The organism is Myxococcus sp. CA023, from assembly GCF_010998615.1.
GTDB lineage: Bacteria > Myxococcota > Myxococcia > Myxococcales > Myxococcaceae > Myxococcus.
Window position 1 is genome coordinate 1 of the sequence record NZ_JAAEAH010000130.1, and the last position, 15,446, is coordinate 15,446.

Genomic DNA, 15,446 nt, shown 5'->3' on the forward strand with positions numbered 1-15,446 from the left:
CCCCGCGGCGGTGCGCGCGCCCGTCGTGCCCGCCGCGCCCCCGCCGCGCCCCGTGCAGGCCGCGCCGGTGATGGCGCGGGCACCCATTGCCCCGCCGCCGCCCGCTCCACCTCCGCCCGCGCCTCCACCGTCCGCCCCGGCCATGCGCCGGGCCGCGGCGGCGCCCACCTATTCCAGCGCGGAGTTCGTCGGCCTGGAGCGGCGTTCGGATGACCGCATCCACGCGGACGTGAAGGTGACGCTGCAGAACGCGGGCATCTTCACCGACCACCGCATCATCAACCTGTCATCGGGCGGACTGTTCATCGCCACGGACAAGCCGCTGCGGCTGGGGACCTTGGTGGAACTCACCTTGCGCTTCGATGAGCCGCCCCGGGTGCTGACACTCCGCAGCTCCGTCATCTGGGAGAATTCGCTGGAGGACGGAAAGAACCCGCGCGGCTACGGGTTGCGTCTGAGCCACCTTCGCCCGGAGGAGAAGGAGTTCGTGCAGAAGTATCTGGCTCGCGCAAAGGACCTGAAGAAGAAGCCCTGAGGCCAGGCGCTACAGCATCTGCCCCAGGAAGACGGCGCCCATCATCACGTAGACGGCCATCACGGCCATGACAGCCTTCAACTCCAGGTCATCGCGGTCCATCAGGTTCTTGAAGTTCATCATCGTGCCCTCCGAGTGTTGCCCCTCGCCCTTCCATACGGGGTGCGGAAAAACCCATTGCGTCCGCCGCCGCCGGCTCCGCTGAAGTTCCCTTGCGGATGGTGCGGTGGACTCAGAGGATGACCGCCGTGTCCACCGCCTCCGCCGAATACCGGCTGCTCGAAGCGATGCCGCTCCCCACCGCCCTCATCCGCGGCGAACAGGTGCTACGGGTCAACGCGGCGCTCGCCACCCTGCTGGGCGTTCCGGCGTCGGAGCTGGAAGCCCTGTCGCTCTCCGAAAGCATCCGCCGCTTCGTCCCCGCGGAACGCGGCTGGGTGGAGCCGCTGTATGAATCCCTCGTCCGCGGTGGGCCGCTGCCCGAAGGCCCCGTGTGGGTGCGCGTGCAGCCGGCGAACGGCCCCCAGCGCACGCTGGCCCTGAGGCATGCGCCCGGAGCGCACCCGGACGAGCTGGTGGTGGTGCTGCTGGAGGCGGAAGCGGAGGACTCCGTGCGGCGCCTCACGGAGGCGTTGGTGGCGGCCGCCGCGACGATGCTGCGCTGCCGCGACGAGCGGTCGGTGCTGGAGACGGCCGTGGACGCCATCTACCGCCAGGGCTTCTCCGTGTCCGTCGTCTACGTGGACGGCGACGCCTTCCGGTACGGGCCCCTGCGGCAGAACCCCTTCATCGTGGCCGAGGCCGAGCAGCTCTACGGCATGCCCCTGGCGGACGTGCGCATTCCGAATGCCGCGCTGCCGCACTTCCTGGAGGTGCTCGAGCGGCGCAAGGCGGCCTTCCACCACGACATGCTCGGCGTGGCGCGCTTCCCGCCTTCCGCCAACGGGGAGAGCACCGTGTGCCAGCTGCATCCACCGGACATGCGCGGGCTGGACGCGCCCATCCTCGTGGACGGGCATCCGTTCGGCGTGCTCTCCGTGCAGGGCCCCGCCCTCACCCCCGCGGGCGCCAGCACCCTGGAGCTGTTCGCGCAGCTGGTGGGCGGCGCGCTGGAGAACGTTCGTCACCACCAGACGTCCGCGGTGCGGCTGGAGGAGGTGTCCCGGCTCCAGGACGAGTTGGTGGCGCGCGAGCGGCTGGAGGTGCTGGGCGAGGCCGCGGGCGTCGTGGCCCACGAGGTGCGCAATCCCCTGGGCGCCATCCTCAACGCGGTGGCGGTGCTGCGCCGCGAGGCCCACCTGGGGCCCACGGGACAAGCCGCGGTGGGCATGCTGGAGGAGGAGGCCATCCGGCTGGAGGACATCGTCCGGGACCTGCTGGACGTGGTGCGCCCGTTGGAGCCGCGCCCCCGCCCCGTGCAGCTGGGCGAGCTGGTGCGCCGGGCGCTGGGGCAGATGCATGGCCCGCCGGACGCCCCCACGCTGCGCTTCAGCGTGGACGAGGCCGCGGAGACGCCTCCACTCGAAGGGGACGAGACGCTGCTCCAACTGGCGGTGACGCACCTGGTGCGCAACGCCGTGCAGGCCTCCCCCGCGGGCGGCAAGGTACGGATGACGGTGGAGCCCGCGGACGGCGGCGTGCGCCTGGTGGTGGAGGACGAAGGGCCCGGCATTCCCGACGTGGACCCGCAGCGTGTCTTCCAGCCTTTCTTCCTCACCCGCGCCAACGGACGGGGGCTGGGGCTGGCCATTGTCCGGCGCGTGGTGCTCGCGCATGAGGGCAGCGTGCGCGCCAGCAGCCGGCCTCGCGGCGGTGCTCGCTTCGAGCTGTGGCTGCCGCGAGCGCCTAGCCGTATGCCTCCCGTTTGATGCGCTTGTCCTCGATGCCCAGCGCGTGGAGGTGGCCCAGCACCGTCTCCATGAAGCGCGGCGTGGAGGGCGTGCGCGTCTCCAGCGCCTTGCGCCGGTCCCACGGAGTAATCGCCGGGCCGCAGGCGTACACCAGGCACGTCTCCCGGTCCTGAATCAGCTCTTCCAGCAGGGACTGGTGGACGCGGCCCTTCCGCACGGCGGCGCCGAAGCGCGACTCATCCGTCTCGCGGGTGAGCGTGTGCACCACGCGCACGCGGTCCGGGTGCTCGCGCTCCAGGGCGGCCAGCTCTTCGCCGTACAGCACGTCCCCCCACGTCTTGTTGGAGAAGAGGAAGGTGTGGCGCAGCTTCAGCCCCCGGTGGAGCGCATCCTTGAGGATGGCGAAGTTGGGCACCGCGCCGGAACCGGCCACCAGGTGGACAACGTGCTCCGTGCGCTCCTCCACGTCCTCCGGCAGCACGTAGGGCCCCATGAAGGCCATCACCTTCATCCGCGCGCCGGTGAGCCGGCCATGCACGAGGTAGGGCGACAAGAGCGGCGGATAGCGGGTGAGGCCGGGGATGAACTCCTCGTCCTTCACGGTGATGGCCACCAGCGGCTCGTGTGGCGCGGAGGCGAGCGAGTAGGAACGCTGCGGTTCCTTCCGCCCCTTCTGCTCCTGGAGGTAGGCTGACAGGCGGCCCAATGCGGGGAACTGGTGCGGGTCGATGTTGAGGAACTGCCCGGCCTTGTAATCCAGCGGGACTCCGCCGAAATCCAGGAACAGCGTCGCCGTGTCGTGCGTGTCCATCCGCACGTGGTCGACGGTGACCTCGTATTCCACGGGCTTCCTGGCGCGCGACGCGCGGGCTTCGACCAGACTCATGCGCCCTCCCATAGCCAACCCGCATGGAGGGTGGGAAGAGGGGAAGGAAAAACCGTCCCGCCCCCCAGTCCCACATGAGCGTTGGCTGTACGACGGCCCGCCCGGCAGGCGAGGCACCGGGACAGGAGGGGTGCTGACGCGCGACACTTGTCGGAACTACATCTGCGGGTGGAGCGTTGAGGGCCTGGGACGACTGCCCCCCTGTGCTAGAGGCGACCGACACGTGCTGCGCATTCTCTTTCTCCTGATGTCGAAGCTGCCAGAAGGCGCCCGCCAGCAGATGGTCCGCGCCCTGATGAACGGCGTCTGGGCCACCCTGGCGAACGAGAAGGTCCTGGGGCGGGAGAACATCCCGGACCAGCCCTGCCTCTTTCTCTGCAACCACCTGTCCAACGCGGACGGCTTCACGCTGGACCGGGCCTTCCGGCCGCGCAAGGTCGTCTTCCTGGCCGGGGTGAAGCTGAAGAGCACGGTGATGACGCGCCTGGCCTCGGAGACGATGGAGACCATCGCCATCAAGCCCAACTCGCCCGACATCGAGGCGATGCGGCGGGCGCTGGACACCATCAAGGCCGGCAAGTCGGTGCTCATCTTCCCGGAAGGCGCGCGCAGCCGCACGGGCACCCTCACCCAGGCGAAGAAGGGCCTGTCGCTGATTGCCAAGCGCGCGGGCGTGCCCGTGGTGCCGGTGGCGTTGCAGGGCACGGAGAAGCTGATGCCCATCAACGACTCGGACATGGGCGGCGAGCGGCTCTTCAAAGCCGACGTATTCGTGCGCTTCGGCCCGCCCTTCCGCGTGGAGGCGCTGGAGGCCGAGGTGGCGGGCGCCGAGGACCCGCGCCAGGCCCTGGTGGATGCGATGATGCGCCGGGTGGCGGAGCTGCTGCCGCCCGAGTACCGCGGCTTCTACGCGGATACCCCCGCTCCGGCGGCTCCGGCCCAGGACTGGGAGCGGCCTTCCGCGCCCGCGTCCTGAATGAAGCATTGCGGCGCGCGCCGGGACGCGGACAATGGACGCTCCCGTGACACGCGCCCGCACCGACGAACAGCTCTTTGTCTCCACCCTCCCCGGCCTGGAGCCCGCCCTGGAGGCAGAAGCCTCCGCGCTGGGCTGGAAGCCCCGCCGCGTGGACGGAGGCGTGGAGCTGGAGGGCCCGGCCGGCCTGCACCAGGACGCCAACCTGCGCCTTCGCTGCGCCAGCCGGGTGCTGCTGCGCCTGGGCCACTTCCGCGCGGGAGACTCCGACACCCTCTCCGACCGGCTGGCTGAACTGGACCTGTCTCACGTCTGGGATGGACGCTCGCCACCGAAGCTATCGGTGAGCCTGAACCGCTCCCCCGTGCCAGGGCCCGACGTGGTGTTCTCCGCGGCGGCGTATGCGTGGAACGTGCCCTCGGTGGAGCGCGCGGGGCCGCTCGATGAAGAGGGCGGAGGCCCGGGCCTGACGTTGCTGGTGCGGGTGGATGGCGACGCGTTCACCGTGAGCGCCGACACCAGCGGGGACGCGCTGCACCGCCGGGGCTACCGCCAGGAAGTGAGCCGCGCGCCCCTGCGTGAGACGCTGGCGGCGGGCATCCTCCGGCTGGCGGGCTACGACGGCTCGCAGCCCCTGGTAGACCCGATGTGCGGCTCGGGCACCTTCCTGGTGGAGGCCGCGTGGATGGCCATGCGCCGGGCGCCAGGACTGCTGCGCGCCTTCGCCTTCGAGTCCTTCCCCTCCTTTGATGCCCAAGCATGGGCCGGACGCAAGGCGCGCGCGGAGGCAGACGCGAGGCCCGCGCCAGGAGCGGCGATTCATGGCTACGACATCAACGCGGGCTCGCTGGGAACGGCGCGGCGCAATGCCCGGCGCGCGGGGGTGACCCTCGCGTTGGAACGGCAGGACGCGCGGACGCTGAAGGCGCCCGTGGAAGGCCCGGGGTTGGTGGTGGTGAATCCGCCCTACGGCAAGCGCGTGGGCGAAGCCGAAGACCTGCCCGCGCTGTACCGGGCCCTGGGGAACACGCTGCGCCAGGGCTTCGCGGGGTGGCGCGCGGCGGTCATCCTTCCGGATGAGGCGGCGCTGGTGAAGGCGCTGGGACTGACGGGCGCGCGAAGCCTTCCGGTGAAGAACGGCGGGCTCAAGTGCCGGCTGCTGCTGTCGGGGCTGGATGTGACGTGAGGCCCAGGCCATGCGTTCGAGGTCCTCCTCTACAGCAAGGACCTGGGTACGCCGATGCGCGCTGGAATCCACCCCACCCCCACGAAGCACGCCCGCCCCGACTGAGGAACGATGACCGCCCTGCCGCTCGGGGGGCAGGCGCGGAGTCCTCGGTGGAACGCCCACGATGGCGGCCATCCGGATGCACCGCGCCGCAGTGCCGTGGTAACGCGGGCCTGTGGAAACGTGGTTCACGCCCTTCGAGCCGAAGCCCCTCGCGGACGAACTCCCCGAGTGCTTCCCAAACCCCTTCGACGAGGGCGCGCCCCACGCGCTGGCGCGCCGGGCGGCGGAATGGCTCCAGCGGGAGCTCCGGGCAGGTCATCTCGCGCCTGGACTCGAGGCCTCGTGCCTCGACACGTCCGAGGGTGGAAAGATGTTCGGCATCCTCGTGGTCCAGGCGCCTGACGGACGCGTCGGATTCCTCCGCGCCTTCTCGGGCATGCTTGACGGGCGATGGGACCTCCCCGGTTTCGTGCCTCCCCTCTTCGCCCGTGACGAGCGCGAGCGGCTGGAGCCCGCGGGTGACGCCCTGGTGAAGCGCCTGATGGCCCGTGAGGCGTCCTTCCGCCAGTCCCCCGAGCGCGCCTCCGTCCTGACCGCGCACGACGCGTTGCAAGCGCGCCACACCGAGGCCCGCGCGGCGCTGCGCGCCACACACGACGCCCAGAAGAAGCAGCGCCATGCGAGGCGCACGGACGTCATGGCCTCGGACTCGCTGAGTGAGGAGGCGAAGCGAGCGGCGCTGCATGCGCTCGACCAGGAAAGCCGGGGGGACAAGGCGGAACTCCGGAGGCTGGAGGCGAAACACGACGAGGCGCAGCGGGCGCTCGCGCCCCAGCGGGCCCGCATGGAGCGGCGGCTTCGCGCCATGGAGCGACTGCGGCGCATCGTCTGCCGTGCGCTGATGAAGCGCCTGCACGACACCTACGTGGTGCCCAATGCACGTGGAGAACACCGGCACCTGCGCGACCTCTACGCCAGAGGCGAGCCCCCATCGGGCGCGGCGGACTGCGCCGGGCCCAAGCTCCTGGCGCATGCCCTCACCCAGGGCTTCCGTCCGCTCGCGCTCGCCGAGTTCTGGTGGGGGGCTCCTCCTCCCGCGGGAGGCCGGGCCGCCGGCGCGTACTACCCCGCTTGCAAGGACAAGTGCGGGCCGCTGCTGCCGTACATGCTGGACGGTCTCCCTGTCTCCGCGCCCCGGCCCTTCACGGTGCCCGTGCTGCCGTCACGAGGGCTGGACATCGTCTTCGAGGACGAATGGCTCGTGGTGGTGGAGAAGCCGGAGGGACTGCTCTCCGTTCCCGCGAAGGACGTCTCGGTGGAGGACTCCGTGCTGGCCCGGCTGCGCGCGAGAGTTCCAGAAGCGGCGGGGACGATGCTCGCGCACCGGCTCGACCTGGACACGTCGGGGCTGCTCGTCGCGGCGAAGGACGCGCGCACCTACGCGGCCTTGCAACGCCAGTTCGCCGGGCGCGAGGTGCACAAGCGCTACGCCGCATGGGTCGAAGGCAACGTCCAGGGCGAGCGCGGCACCATCGACTTTCCCATGCGCGTGGACCTGGACGACCGGCCCCGGCAGATTCACGACCCCGTGCACGGCAAGCCCGCGGTGACGGAGTGGCACGTGATTGAACGCAGCCACGGCCGCACGAAGGTGGCCCTCTTCCCGCTCACCGGGAGGACGCACCAGTTGCGCGTTCACGCAGCCCATCCGCTTGGCCTTGGCGCGCCCATCGTCGGCGACCGCCTCTATGGGCACCCGGGTCCCCGATTGCATCTGCATGCGGAGGCCCTGTCGTTCCAGCACCCTGTCACGGGGCAGCGCCTCACGCTGGAGCGGCCGGCTCCCTTCTGACGTCGCGTATCTCGACCGCAAGCCTGCGCTGCACGAGGGCGCCGCGACGCCAATCCAGGCCGGGCGTACGCCTGCGGCGCAGTGCGGCTCACGTACCGGAGACGTCCGAAGCCACCACCGGCTCGGAGGCATCTTCGGAGGCATCCGGCTCCGGCGCGGAGACGGTCTCCACCGCGGCCGACACCGCCGGCTTCACGCCCAGCTCACGCGTCAGCTTGGGATTCACCCCGGTCTCCGCCAACAGCCGCTCCAGTTGCATGCGCGCGCGCCGGTTCTCCCGGTGTACGCGGCGCCCCAGAATCAGCTCGTTCTTCAGCGAGTGCTCCCAGCCCGTCAGCTCCGTCACCGTCACCTGGTAGCCGAAAGCCTCCAGCGTCAGCGCGCGGATGACGTTCGTCAGGTGCGAGCCGAACTCGCGCCGGTGCCAGGCATGCGCGTACAGCAGCGACATGCTGCCGCTGCTGGCCACGACGGGGCGCTTCTCCTTGAGCTGCGCGGACACCTCCGCCTGGCAGCACGGCACCACCGCGACGTGGTCCGCGCCATGGCGGATGGCCGCGACGAGTGCATCATCCGTGGCCGTGTCACATGCGTGCAGCGCCATCAGCAGGTGGATGCGCTCTGGGTACTGCGCCGTGTCGATGTGCGCCGTCTGGAACTGCATCCGCGTGAAGCCCAGCCGCTGGGCGCGGCCCTGGGCCCGCTCCGTCAGGTCCGGCCGGCCTTCAATGGACAGCAGCGTGCCGCTGGCGGCGCCCTTGAGGAACAGCTCGTAGAGGACGAAGCCCAGGTAGGCGTTGCCGCTGCCCGCGTCCACCATCACCGCGTTCGGGTGGCGCGCCTGGACATCCTCCACGGCGGGACGCAGCAAGCCCATCAGGTGGTTCACCTGCTTGAGCTTGCGCAGCGCGTCCGCGTTGAGGTGCCCCTCGCGCGTGAGCAGATGCAGCTCGCGCAGCAGCGCGGGGGACTGGTCCGGCAGCAGCTCCCGCCGGACCTGCGAAGCTTTGACGTTGCGCCTCAGACGGACACCACCTCGAGGACCTCGGGAATCATTTCCCGCAGGCGCCCCTCGATGCCCATCTTCAGCGTCGCCGTGGACGACGGACATCCCGCGCACGCCCCCTTCATGTGCAGGTAGACGATGCCGTCCTCGAAGCGGTCCAGGGTGATGTCACCACCGTCCATGGCCACCGCCGGGCGGATTTCGTTGTCCAGGATGTCCTGGATGCGCCCTTCCACCGTGCCACCACCGGACGGTCCCGATGCCTCGCGGGCCGCCGCCAGCGCCGCCTCGTCCACCACCGGCTCGTTGGCCGTCAGGTGGGTGTCCAGCGTGGACATAACCTCGTCATTGAGCTCGTCCCACTCGCCCTCGTCACCCTTCGTCACCGTCACGAAGTTGGTGCCAATCATCACCGCCGTGACGCCGCGCACGTCCATCAGCTTGCGCGCCAACGGGGACTTCGCCTGGGCGTCCTCGGGGTTCGTGAAGTTCACCGCCCCGCCCGCCAATAACCGCCGGTCCACCACGTACTTCAGCGTGCTGGGGTTCGGGGTCCACTCGAGCTGGATGTTCACCGACATTCAAATCTCCTTGGACGACTCCTCTAAGGCGCTCGCGGCCCCATAGCAACCCGGGTCGCGGGCTGGCAATCGCCCTCGCCCCCGTCCCCTCCACTCCGGCATCAACCCGCAATCCCAGAAATACATGAACTCATAGTGGATTTAGCGTAGACTGGGGGCATGTCCCCGCCACCGCCCCGCGTACCCGCCAGCGTGTTCGAGGGGTTCTTCGTGCGGGGTCTCCAGGCGGAGGGCCGGCTGGCCCAGGAACTGGAGGCGCTGGGGTACGACAGCCGAAAGCCGGAGTTGGACTACCCCATTGCTCTCTGGCAGCGGGCGATAGCCCTGGCACGGCGGGAGCGATACGCGGAGCTCGGTGACGAGGAGGCCTACCGGCAGTTGGGCCGCCAGGGCGTCTTCGGCTTCGCGCAGACGCTGGTAGGCCGCGTGGCCGCGGTGGCCCTGCCCATGATTGGGCCTGCGCAGGCCCTGGAGCGGGTGCCTCGCTACCTGGCGATGATGGGCCGCTCGGACGTGGACGTCTCGATGTCCTCCGAAGGCGAGCGCGGCCGCCGCCTCTCCCTGTCGGACCGCTACAACCGGCCCGAGCTGATGGCGGGGGGCCTGGAAGGAATGTTGGAGATGGCCAACGCCCGGCCTCGAATCTCCGTGGAGGAGCGCAGCAGCGGGGGGTACCGTCTGTTCGTGCGCTGGTAGCCCGCCAGCCCCGCCCTGGAGCCCCGCGTGTCCTACCCGCCCAGACTCGCCCATCTCGCCACCCGCGCCGTGGTGGTGGCGAAGCTCGTCCCCACCTACGCGCAGGCCCACCACATCGACGAGGAAGAAGCAGCGCAGCGGCTGTCCAGTGCGCTCTCCGGACGGATGCTGCCTACGCTGCTGGATGTCACGTGGACCGCCATGCGCGGCAAGGCGAAGCGGCTCACCGACGATGGGCTGGTGGAGAAGGTGGCCGCCACCTTGAGTGAGCGGCCCCTGCGGCCGGGACGCATCGCCCCCGTGGGTCCGGCGCTCAGCGCCTTCTTCATCCTGGTGGACCTGGAGGTGGGCACCGCGGGTGACGCCGCGCGGCGGGTCATGGAATCGGACGAGGGACGCCGCCGGGGGGAGGAAGGACTGGCGGAAGCCGGACGCTTCCTCGCCGCGGAGCTGACTCGCGGGAAGTAGCGCCCGGACAGCCGTGGCAGCAGTGGGTACGCATCGTTATAGGCTCGCCCTGGCCCAGGCCCTGACGATGTCGACACCGCTCCCCACCACGCTGCGCATCCTGCGCTCCCTCACCGACATCCCCCGCGCCACGTGGGATGCGTTGGTGGACGCCCAGGCCACGCCGTTCCTGGAGTGGACCTTCCTCACCGCGCTGGAGGAGAGCGGCTGCGCGGTGCCGGCGCGGGGCTGGCACCCCCGGCACCTGACGCTCTGGCGCGGCTCGCGTCTGGTGGCCGCCGCGCCCGCCTATCTCAAGGACGACAGCGACGGGGAGTTCGTCTTCGACAGCCCCTGGGCCACCGCCGCCGAGCGCGCGGGCCTGCGCTACTACCCGAAGCTCGTGCTCGCCGTCCCCTTCACCCCCGCCACCGGGCGCCGCGTGCTGGTGGCCCCGGGCGAGGACCGCGCCGCGCGCGAGGCGGAGCTGTACGCCGCCGCCCAGGAGTTCGCCCGGGCCGAGCGCCTGTCCGGCATCCATGTCCTCTTTTCCACCGAGGAGGAACTGCCCGTCCTGGTGGCCCAGGGCTTCGCCGTGCGGCTGGGCGTGCAGTACCACTGGCGCAACCAGGGCTACCGGACGCTGGAGGACTTCCTCGCCCGCTTCCACGCCAAGCGCCGCAACCAACTGCGCCGGGAGCTGCGGGCCCTGACCGAGCACGGCATCGAGGTCCGCACCCTGCGCGGGGACGCGCTGGCGGACGCGGACGCGGACACCGTCTACCGCCTGTACGCCACCACGGTGGACAAGTACCCGTGGGGCCAGCGCTTCCTCACCCCGGACTTCTTCGCTCGCATGCTCGCCCGCTTCCGGCACCGCTGCGAATGGGTGGAGGCCCGCCGGGAAGGCCGGCTGGTGGCCGGTGCGTTCAATTTCACCGGTGCCAACGTTCTGTATGGCCGTTACTGGGGCTGCTTCGAGGAGCACCCCTTCCTTCACTTCAACGTCTGCCTGTACCACCCCATCTCGGAGGGCATCACCTCCGGGCTGGAGCGCTTCGAGCCGGGCGCGGGGGGAGAGCACAAGCTCACCCGAGGATTCGAGCCGCGCCTCACGTACAGTGCGCACCTGCTCCTCCACCCTGGCATGGACAAGGCCGTGCGCGGCTTCCTGGCCCACGAGCGGGCAGCCGTGGAAGGAAGCCTGCCCCAGTGGCGGGCGGAGACTGGTTTCAAGGAGGGGGACTGAAAATCCCCCGCCCGTTCAGCAAAGGGAGTCCGAACGACTTATGGCGCAGAAGCATGAGCACGACACCTCCGTCATCACGGAGTCCGCCCCCAAGCAGAAGCTCAAGAAACCGCCGCTCTACAAGGTGCTCCTGCACAACGACAACTACACGACCCGGGAGTTCGTCGTGGCCGTGCTCAAGGAGGTCTTCCACAAGTCGGAGACGGATGCCGTGCAGATCATGCTGCACGTTCATTACAACGGTGTCGGGGTGGCCGGCGTTTATACGTACGACGTCGCCGAAACGAAGATTCAGACGGTGGAGGCCGCGGCGCAGGAGAACGACATGCCGCTGCGACTCTCCATGGAACCCGAGGAAGGTTGAAACGTGGCAGGACCGCTGATTGCCAAAGAGTTGCAGGCCAGCTTCCGCACCGCCCTGGACGAGGCGCGGAAGATGCGCCACGAGTACCTGACGCTGGAACACCTGCTCCTGGCGCTCACCAGGGACGCGCGCACGCGCGAAGTCCTCAAGGGGTGCGGAGCCAACGTGAAGCAACTCCAGGAGCGCCTGGTCTCCTTCCTGGAGGAGACGGTTGAACGCCTGCCGGAGGGCGTGGACGCCGAGCCCCAGCAGACCATCGGCGTGGAGCGGGTGCTCCACCGCGCCGCCATGCACGCGCTGTCCGCCGAGCAGAAGCTCATCGACGGTGGGGACGTGCTGGTGGCCCTCTTCCGCGAGGACGAGAGCCACGCGCTCTACCTGCTCCAGCAGGAGGGCGTCACCCGGTTGGATTTGCTCAACTACATCTCCCACGGCGTCACCAAGGACGGCGAGGGTGAAGGTGAGGGCGAGGAGAGCGCCGGCCACGCTGCCCCCGCGGGCGACGACGACGAGGGCGAGTCCCCGAAGAAGAGCCCGCTCGAGGCCTACACGGTGCAGCTCAACATCGAGGCCAAGGAGGGGCGCATCGACCCGCTCATCGGCCGCGAGAAGGAGCTGGAGCGCACCATCCAGGTGCTCTGCCGCCGCCGGAAGAACAACCCGCTCTACGTGGGTGAAGCGGGCGTGGGCAAGACGGCCATCGCCGAAGGGCTGGCGCTGCACATCCACGAAGGCCGCGTGCCGGAGGTGCTGAAGGACGCTGTCGTCTACTCGCTGGACATGGGCGCGCTGCTCGCGGGCACCAAGTTCCGCGGCCAGTTCGAGGAGCGGCTCAAGGGTGTGCTCAAGGCCCTGAAGGAGCAGCCGAACGCCATCCTCTTCATCGACGAAATCCACACCATCGTCGGCGCGGGTGCCACCAGTGGCGGCTCCATGGACGCGTCCAACCTGCTCAAGCCCGCGCTGGCCAGCGGGCGGCTGCGCTGCATCGGCTCGACGACGTACCAGGAGTACAAGTCCGCCTTCGAGCGGGACCGGGCCCTGTCACGCCGCTTCCAGAAGATTGAGGTGGGCGAACCCTCCGTCGAGGACACCATCCTCATCCTGGAGGGGCTGAAGAGCCGCTACGAGGAGCACCACGGGGTGAAGTACCAGCCCGAGGCCATCCGCGCGGCGGCGGAGCTGTCCGCCAAACACATCAACGACCGGTTCCTGCCGGACAAGGCCATCGACGTCATCGACGAGACGGGCTCGGCCGAGCGGCTCAAGCCGGAGGGCCAGCGCTCCAACACCGTCAGCGGCGCGGACGTGGAGGCCGTCGTCGCGAAGATGGCGCGCATCCCCGCCAAGAGCGTGTCCGCCAGCGAGGGCGTGCAGCTGCAGAATCTGGAGAAGGAGCTCCAGGGCGTCATCTACGGACAGGACTCGGCCATCAAGGACCTGGTCAGCGCCATCATGCTGGCCCGCTCCGGACTGCGCGCGCCGGAGAAGCCCATTGGCTCGTTCCTCTTCTCCGGCCCCACGGGCGTGGGCAAGACGGAGCTGGCCAAGCAGCTGGCGCAGTCGCTGGGCGTGGAGTTCCTGCGCTACGACATGAGCGAGTACTCGGAGAAGCACACGGTGAGCCGGCTCATCGGCGCGCCGCCGGGCTACGTCGGCTTCGACCAGGGCGGCCTGCTCACGGACGCCGTGCGCAAGCACCCCTACGCGGTGGTGGTGCTGGATGAAATCGAGAAGGCCCACCCGGACCTCTTCAACATCCTGCTCCAGGTGATGGACCACGCGACGCTGACGGACAACAACGGCCGCAAGGCGGACTTCCGCAACATCGTCCTCATCCTCACCACCAACGCGGGCGCCCAGGAGATGAGCACCAAGGCCATTGGCTTCGGGGACCTCGCGAAGCCGGTGGACGCCACGCGCGCGAAGAAGGCGATTGAGCGCACCTTCACGCCGGAGTTCCGCAACCGCCTGGACGGGTGGATTCTCTTCTCCGGCCTACCGCCCGAGGTCATCCTCAAGGTCGTGGACAAGGAAGTGCGCCTGCTCCAGAAGATGCTGGACGAGAAGAAGGTGAAGCTGGCGCTGACGCCCGCCGCCCGCGCGTGGCTGGCCGAGCACGGCTATGACCCGGCCTTCGGCGCGCGGCCCATGGCCCGGCTGGTGGACAACTCGCTGAAGAAGCCGCTCGCCCAGGCGCTCCTCTTCGGGGACCTGAAGAATGGCGGCACCGCCCACTACGACGTGGAGGACGACAGCCTCAAGCTGCGCACGGAGCCCGCCACCGCCGAGGTGGCATAGTCCCCTGCCCGCGCTGGCCGCGGACATGACAAGGCCCCGGTCCCCTTCCCTGGGAGCCGGGGCCTTCGTCTGTCCGCCCGTGACAGTGGGCGAGCGACTACTCGACGCGGTAGCTCTTCACCGCGCTGGAGAGCTGCTCGGAGATGATTTGCAGCGTGGTGGCGGCCTCGCCGGTGGAGCCGATGCGGGCCACCGTCTCATCCATCATCTTGGACAAGTCATTCACCGCCAGGGTGATTTGGTTGATGCCCACGTTCTGCTGGCTGACGGCGGCGGCAATCTGCCGGACGGCGGCGGCGTTGTCCTGGACGATGGAGGACAGCTCGCGCAGGTTCTGCCCGCTGGTGCGCACCTGGGCCAGGCCCGACTCCATGCGCTCGGCGCCGCGCTCCGTGATTCGCACCGCCAACGTCACCTGGTTGGCGATGTCGTCCAGCAGCTCGCGCACGCGCGTGGTGGCTTCGATGGACTGGTCCGCCAGGGCGCGGATTTCGCGCGCCACCACGCCGAAGCCCTTGCCGTGCTCGCCGGAGCGGACGGACTCGATGGCGGCGTTGAGCGCCAGCATGTTGGACTGGTCCGCCAGGTCCTTCACCGTCTGGGTGATGCCACCAATCTGCTGCGTGCGCTCGCCCAGCTCGACGATTTTCTGGGCAATCTCCCCCACCTGGGCGCGGATGTCGTTGAGTCCCGCCATGGTGAGCTCGATGGAGGCCTCGCCGGACTTGGCCAGCGTGTCGGCGCGTTCGGCCACCGACAGCACGCTCTCCGCCTTCTGCGCGGCCAGCATGGAGGTCTGCTTGATTTCCTGCGCCGTCACCTGCGTCTCCTGCAGCGCCGCGGCCTGCCGGGAGATGGTCTGCGCCTGGTCCGTGGACGACGAATTCAGGTGCTTGGTGGACTGGGTGAGCGCCACGGCCGCCTGCTGGAGGTTGACCGTCACCTCGCGCAGCCGCTCCACCATCTGCGAGAAGGAGTTGGCCAGCCGGCCCACCTCGTCACCGCTCTTCACCTGGATGGGGCGCGTCAGGTCACCGGACTCCACGATGTGGCCGGCCACCTCCGTCAGGCTCTTCAGCGGGCCGACGATGCTGCGGCCGAACAGCGCGGACACCGCCACGCCCAGGGCCACCAGCAGCGCCGCGAAGCCCACCATCCGCACGCGCAGCGCGGACACCAGCTCGTCGATGTGGTCCCGGGACACGCCCACGTGCACCGAGCCCAGGCGGCCACCGGCCACCGGCGCCACCACGTCCATGGCGCGCAGGCGGAGGCCCCCGGCGTCCGCTTCCAGCACCGAGCCCGCGCCCGCGGTGGCGACCGCCTCCTTCAGCGCGTCCGGGAAGCCGTCCGGGAAGGTGTGGGCCACCACGTTGCCGGCCGAGTCTTGAATGAAGGCATAAGCCAGGTCCGAATGGCCCACGCTGGCGTCCAGCATGGGCTGGAGCGCGCTGGCCCCCGCCGCCACCCCC

14 protein-coding genes are annotated in these 15,446 nt (G+C 69.8%); 10 read left to right on the forward strand and 4 right to left on the reverse strand.

Features of this window, described 5'->3' with window-relative positions:
• Together F8M74_RS35745 and F8M74_RS35750 are read left to right on the forward strand one after the other, a co-directional pair.
• On the forward strand, window positions 1-535 hold a 535-nt coding region (locus F8M74_RS35745), incomplete at its 5' end, for a TIGR02266 family protein (RefSeq protein ID WP_163884715.1).
• Window positions 536-774: 239 nt separating this feature from the next.
• The gene (locus F8M74_RS35750) at window positions 775-2,403 is read left to right on the forward strand and encodes an ATP-binding protein (RefSeq protein ID WP_228560607.1); all 1,629 of its coding nucleotides are present in this window, start codon (window positions 775-777) and stop codon (window positions 2,401-2,403) included.
• Here F8M74_RS35750 and F8M74_RS35755 read toward each other — a convergent pair.
• Window positions 2,381-3,271: an oxidoreductase gene (locus F8M74_RS35755; protein ID WP_171410534.1), complete on the reverse strand. Its 891-nt coding sequence runs from the start codon at window positions 3,269-3,271 to the stop codon at window positions 2,381-2,383. The two genes, F8M74_RS35750 and F8M74_RS35755, sit on opposite strands and share 23 nt — an antisense overlap.
• Before the next feature lie 223 nt (window positions 3,272-3,494).
• Between F8M74_RS35755 and F8M74_RS35760 the strand changes: the two genes are divergently transcribed.
• The 3 genes from F8M74_RS35760 (at window position 3,495) to F8M74_RS35770 (ending at window position 7,330) form a co-directional block, all read left to right on the forward strand.
• A complete protein-coding gene (locus F8M74_RS35760) occupies window positions 3,495-4,247 on the forward strand; it encodes a 1-acyl-sn-glycerol-3-phosphate acyltransferase (RefSeq protein ID WP_141258447.1) in 753 nt (250 codons plus the stop codon).
• Window positions 4,248-4,281: 34 nt separating this feature from the next.
• A complete protein-coding gene (locus F8M74_RS35765) occupies window positions 4,282-5,433 on the forward strand; it encodes a class I SAM-dependent RNA methyltransferase (protein WP_141258446.1) in 1,152 nt (383 codons plus the stop codon).
• 217 nt (window positions 5,434-5,650) lie between these two features.
• The gene (locus F8M74_RS35770; protein WP_141258445.1) at window positions 5,651-7,330 is read left to right on the forward strand and encodes a pseudouridine synthase; all 1,680 of its coding nucleotides are present in this window, start codon (window positions 5,651-5,653) and stop codon (window positions 7,328-7,330) included.
• 88 nt (window positions 7,331-7,418) lie between these two features.
• Here F8M74_RS35770 and F8M74_RS35775 read toward each other — a convergent pair whose 3' ends face one another.
• Together F8M74_RS35775 and F8M74_RS35780 are read right to left on the reverse strand one after the other, a co-directional pair.
• A complete protein-coding gene (locus F8M74_RS35775; protein ID WP_255470982.1) occupies window positions 7,419-8,237 on the reverse strand; it encodes an SAM-dependent methyltransferase in 819 nt (272 codons plus the stop codon).
• Window positions 8,238-8,350: 113 nt separating this feature from the next.
• Window positions 8,351-8,917, reverse strand: a complete 567-nt coding sequence (locus F8M74_RS35780; protein WP_141258443.1) for a NifU family protein — start codon at window positions 8,915-8,917, stop codon at window positions 8,351-8,353.
• Between the two features lie 159 nt (window positions 8,918-9,076).
• Between F8M74_RS35780 and F8M74_RS35785 the strand changes: the two genes are divergently transcribed.
• The 5 genes from F8M74_RS35785 (at window position 9,077) to clpA (ending at window position 13,974) form a co-directional block, all read left to right on the forward strand.
• Window positions 9,077-9,613 (forward strand): DUF2378 family protein, encoded by a 537-nt coding sequence (locus F8M74_RS35785; protein WP_141258442.1) that lies wholly within the window; start codon window positions 9,077-9,079, stop codon window positions 9,611-9,613.
• Window positions 9,614-9,640: 27 nt separating this feature from the next.
• Entirely contained in the window at window positions 9,641-10,081 is a 441-nt protein-coding gene (locus F8M74_RS35790) for a hypothetical protein (protein WP_026114260.1), read from the forward strand.
• A 67-nt stretch (window positions 10,082-10,148) separates the two neighbouring features.
• Window positions 10,149-11,309: a GNAT family N-acetyltransferase gene (locus F8M74_RS35795; protein WP_171410533.1), complete on the forward strand. Its 1,161-nt coding sequence runs from the start codon at window positions 10,149-10,151 to the stop codon at window positions 11,307-11,309.
• 40 nt (window positions 11,310-11,349) lie between these two features.
• Window positions 11,350-11,673 carry an ATP-dependent Clp protease adaptor ClpS gene (locus F8M74_RS35800; protein ID WP_011555974.1) on the forward strand — a complete coding sequence of 108 codons (324 nt, stop codon included), beginning with the start codon at window positions 11,350-11,352 and terminating at the stop codon, window positions 11,671-11,673.
• Between the two features lie 3 nt (window positions 11,674-11,676).
• Window positions 11,677-13,974, forward strand: coding sequence for an ATP-dependent Clp protease ATP-binding subunit ClpA (gene clpA / locus F8M74_RS35805; RefSeq protein WP_141258441.1), 2,298 nt, complete (start codon window positions 11,677-11,679; stop codon window positions 13,972-13,974).
• Window positions 13,975-14,071: 97 nt separating this feature from the next.
• On the opposite strand, the gene F8M74_RS35810 is transcribed toward clpA, so the two are convergent.
• A partial coding sequence (locus F8M74_RS35810; protein ID WP_141258440.1) for a methyl-accepting chemotaxis protein occupies window positions 14,072-15,446 on the reverse strand: 1,375 nt, incomplete at its 5' end.

Excerpts from the sequence above, each read along its gene's own strand:
- F8M74_RS35750 (WP_228560607.1), top strand. The coding sequence starts at position 775 with ATGACCGCCGTGTCCACCGCCTCCGCCGAATACCGGCTGCTCGAAGCG.
- F8M74_RS35755 (WP_171410534.1), bottom strand. The coding sequence starts at position 3,271 with ATGAGTCTGGTCGAAGCCCGCGCGTCGCGCGCCAGGAAGCCCGTGGAA.
- F8M74_RS35765 (WP_141258446.1), top strand. The coding sequence starts at position 4,282 with ATGGACGCTCCCGTGACACGCGCCCGCACCGACGAACAGCTCTTTGTC.
- F8M74_RS35780 (WP_141258443.1), bottom strand. The coding sequence starts at position 8,917 with ATGTCGGTGAACATCCAGCTCGAGTGGACCCCGAACCCCAGCACGCTG.
- F8M74_RS35785 (WP_141258442.1), top strand. The coding sequence starts at position 9,077 with ATGTCCCCGCCACCGCCCCGCGTACCCGCCAGCGTGTTCGAGGGGTTC.
- F8M74_RS35795 (WP_171410533.1), top strand. The coding sequence starts at position 10,149 with ATGTCGACACCGCTCCCCACCACGCTGCGCATCCTGCGCTCCCTCACC.
- F8M74_RS35800 (WP_011555974.1), top strand. The coding sequence starts at position 11,350 with ATGGCGCAGAAGCATGAGCACGACACCTCCGTCATCACGGAGTCCGCC.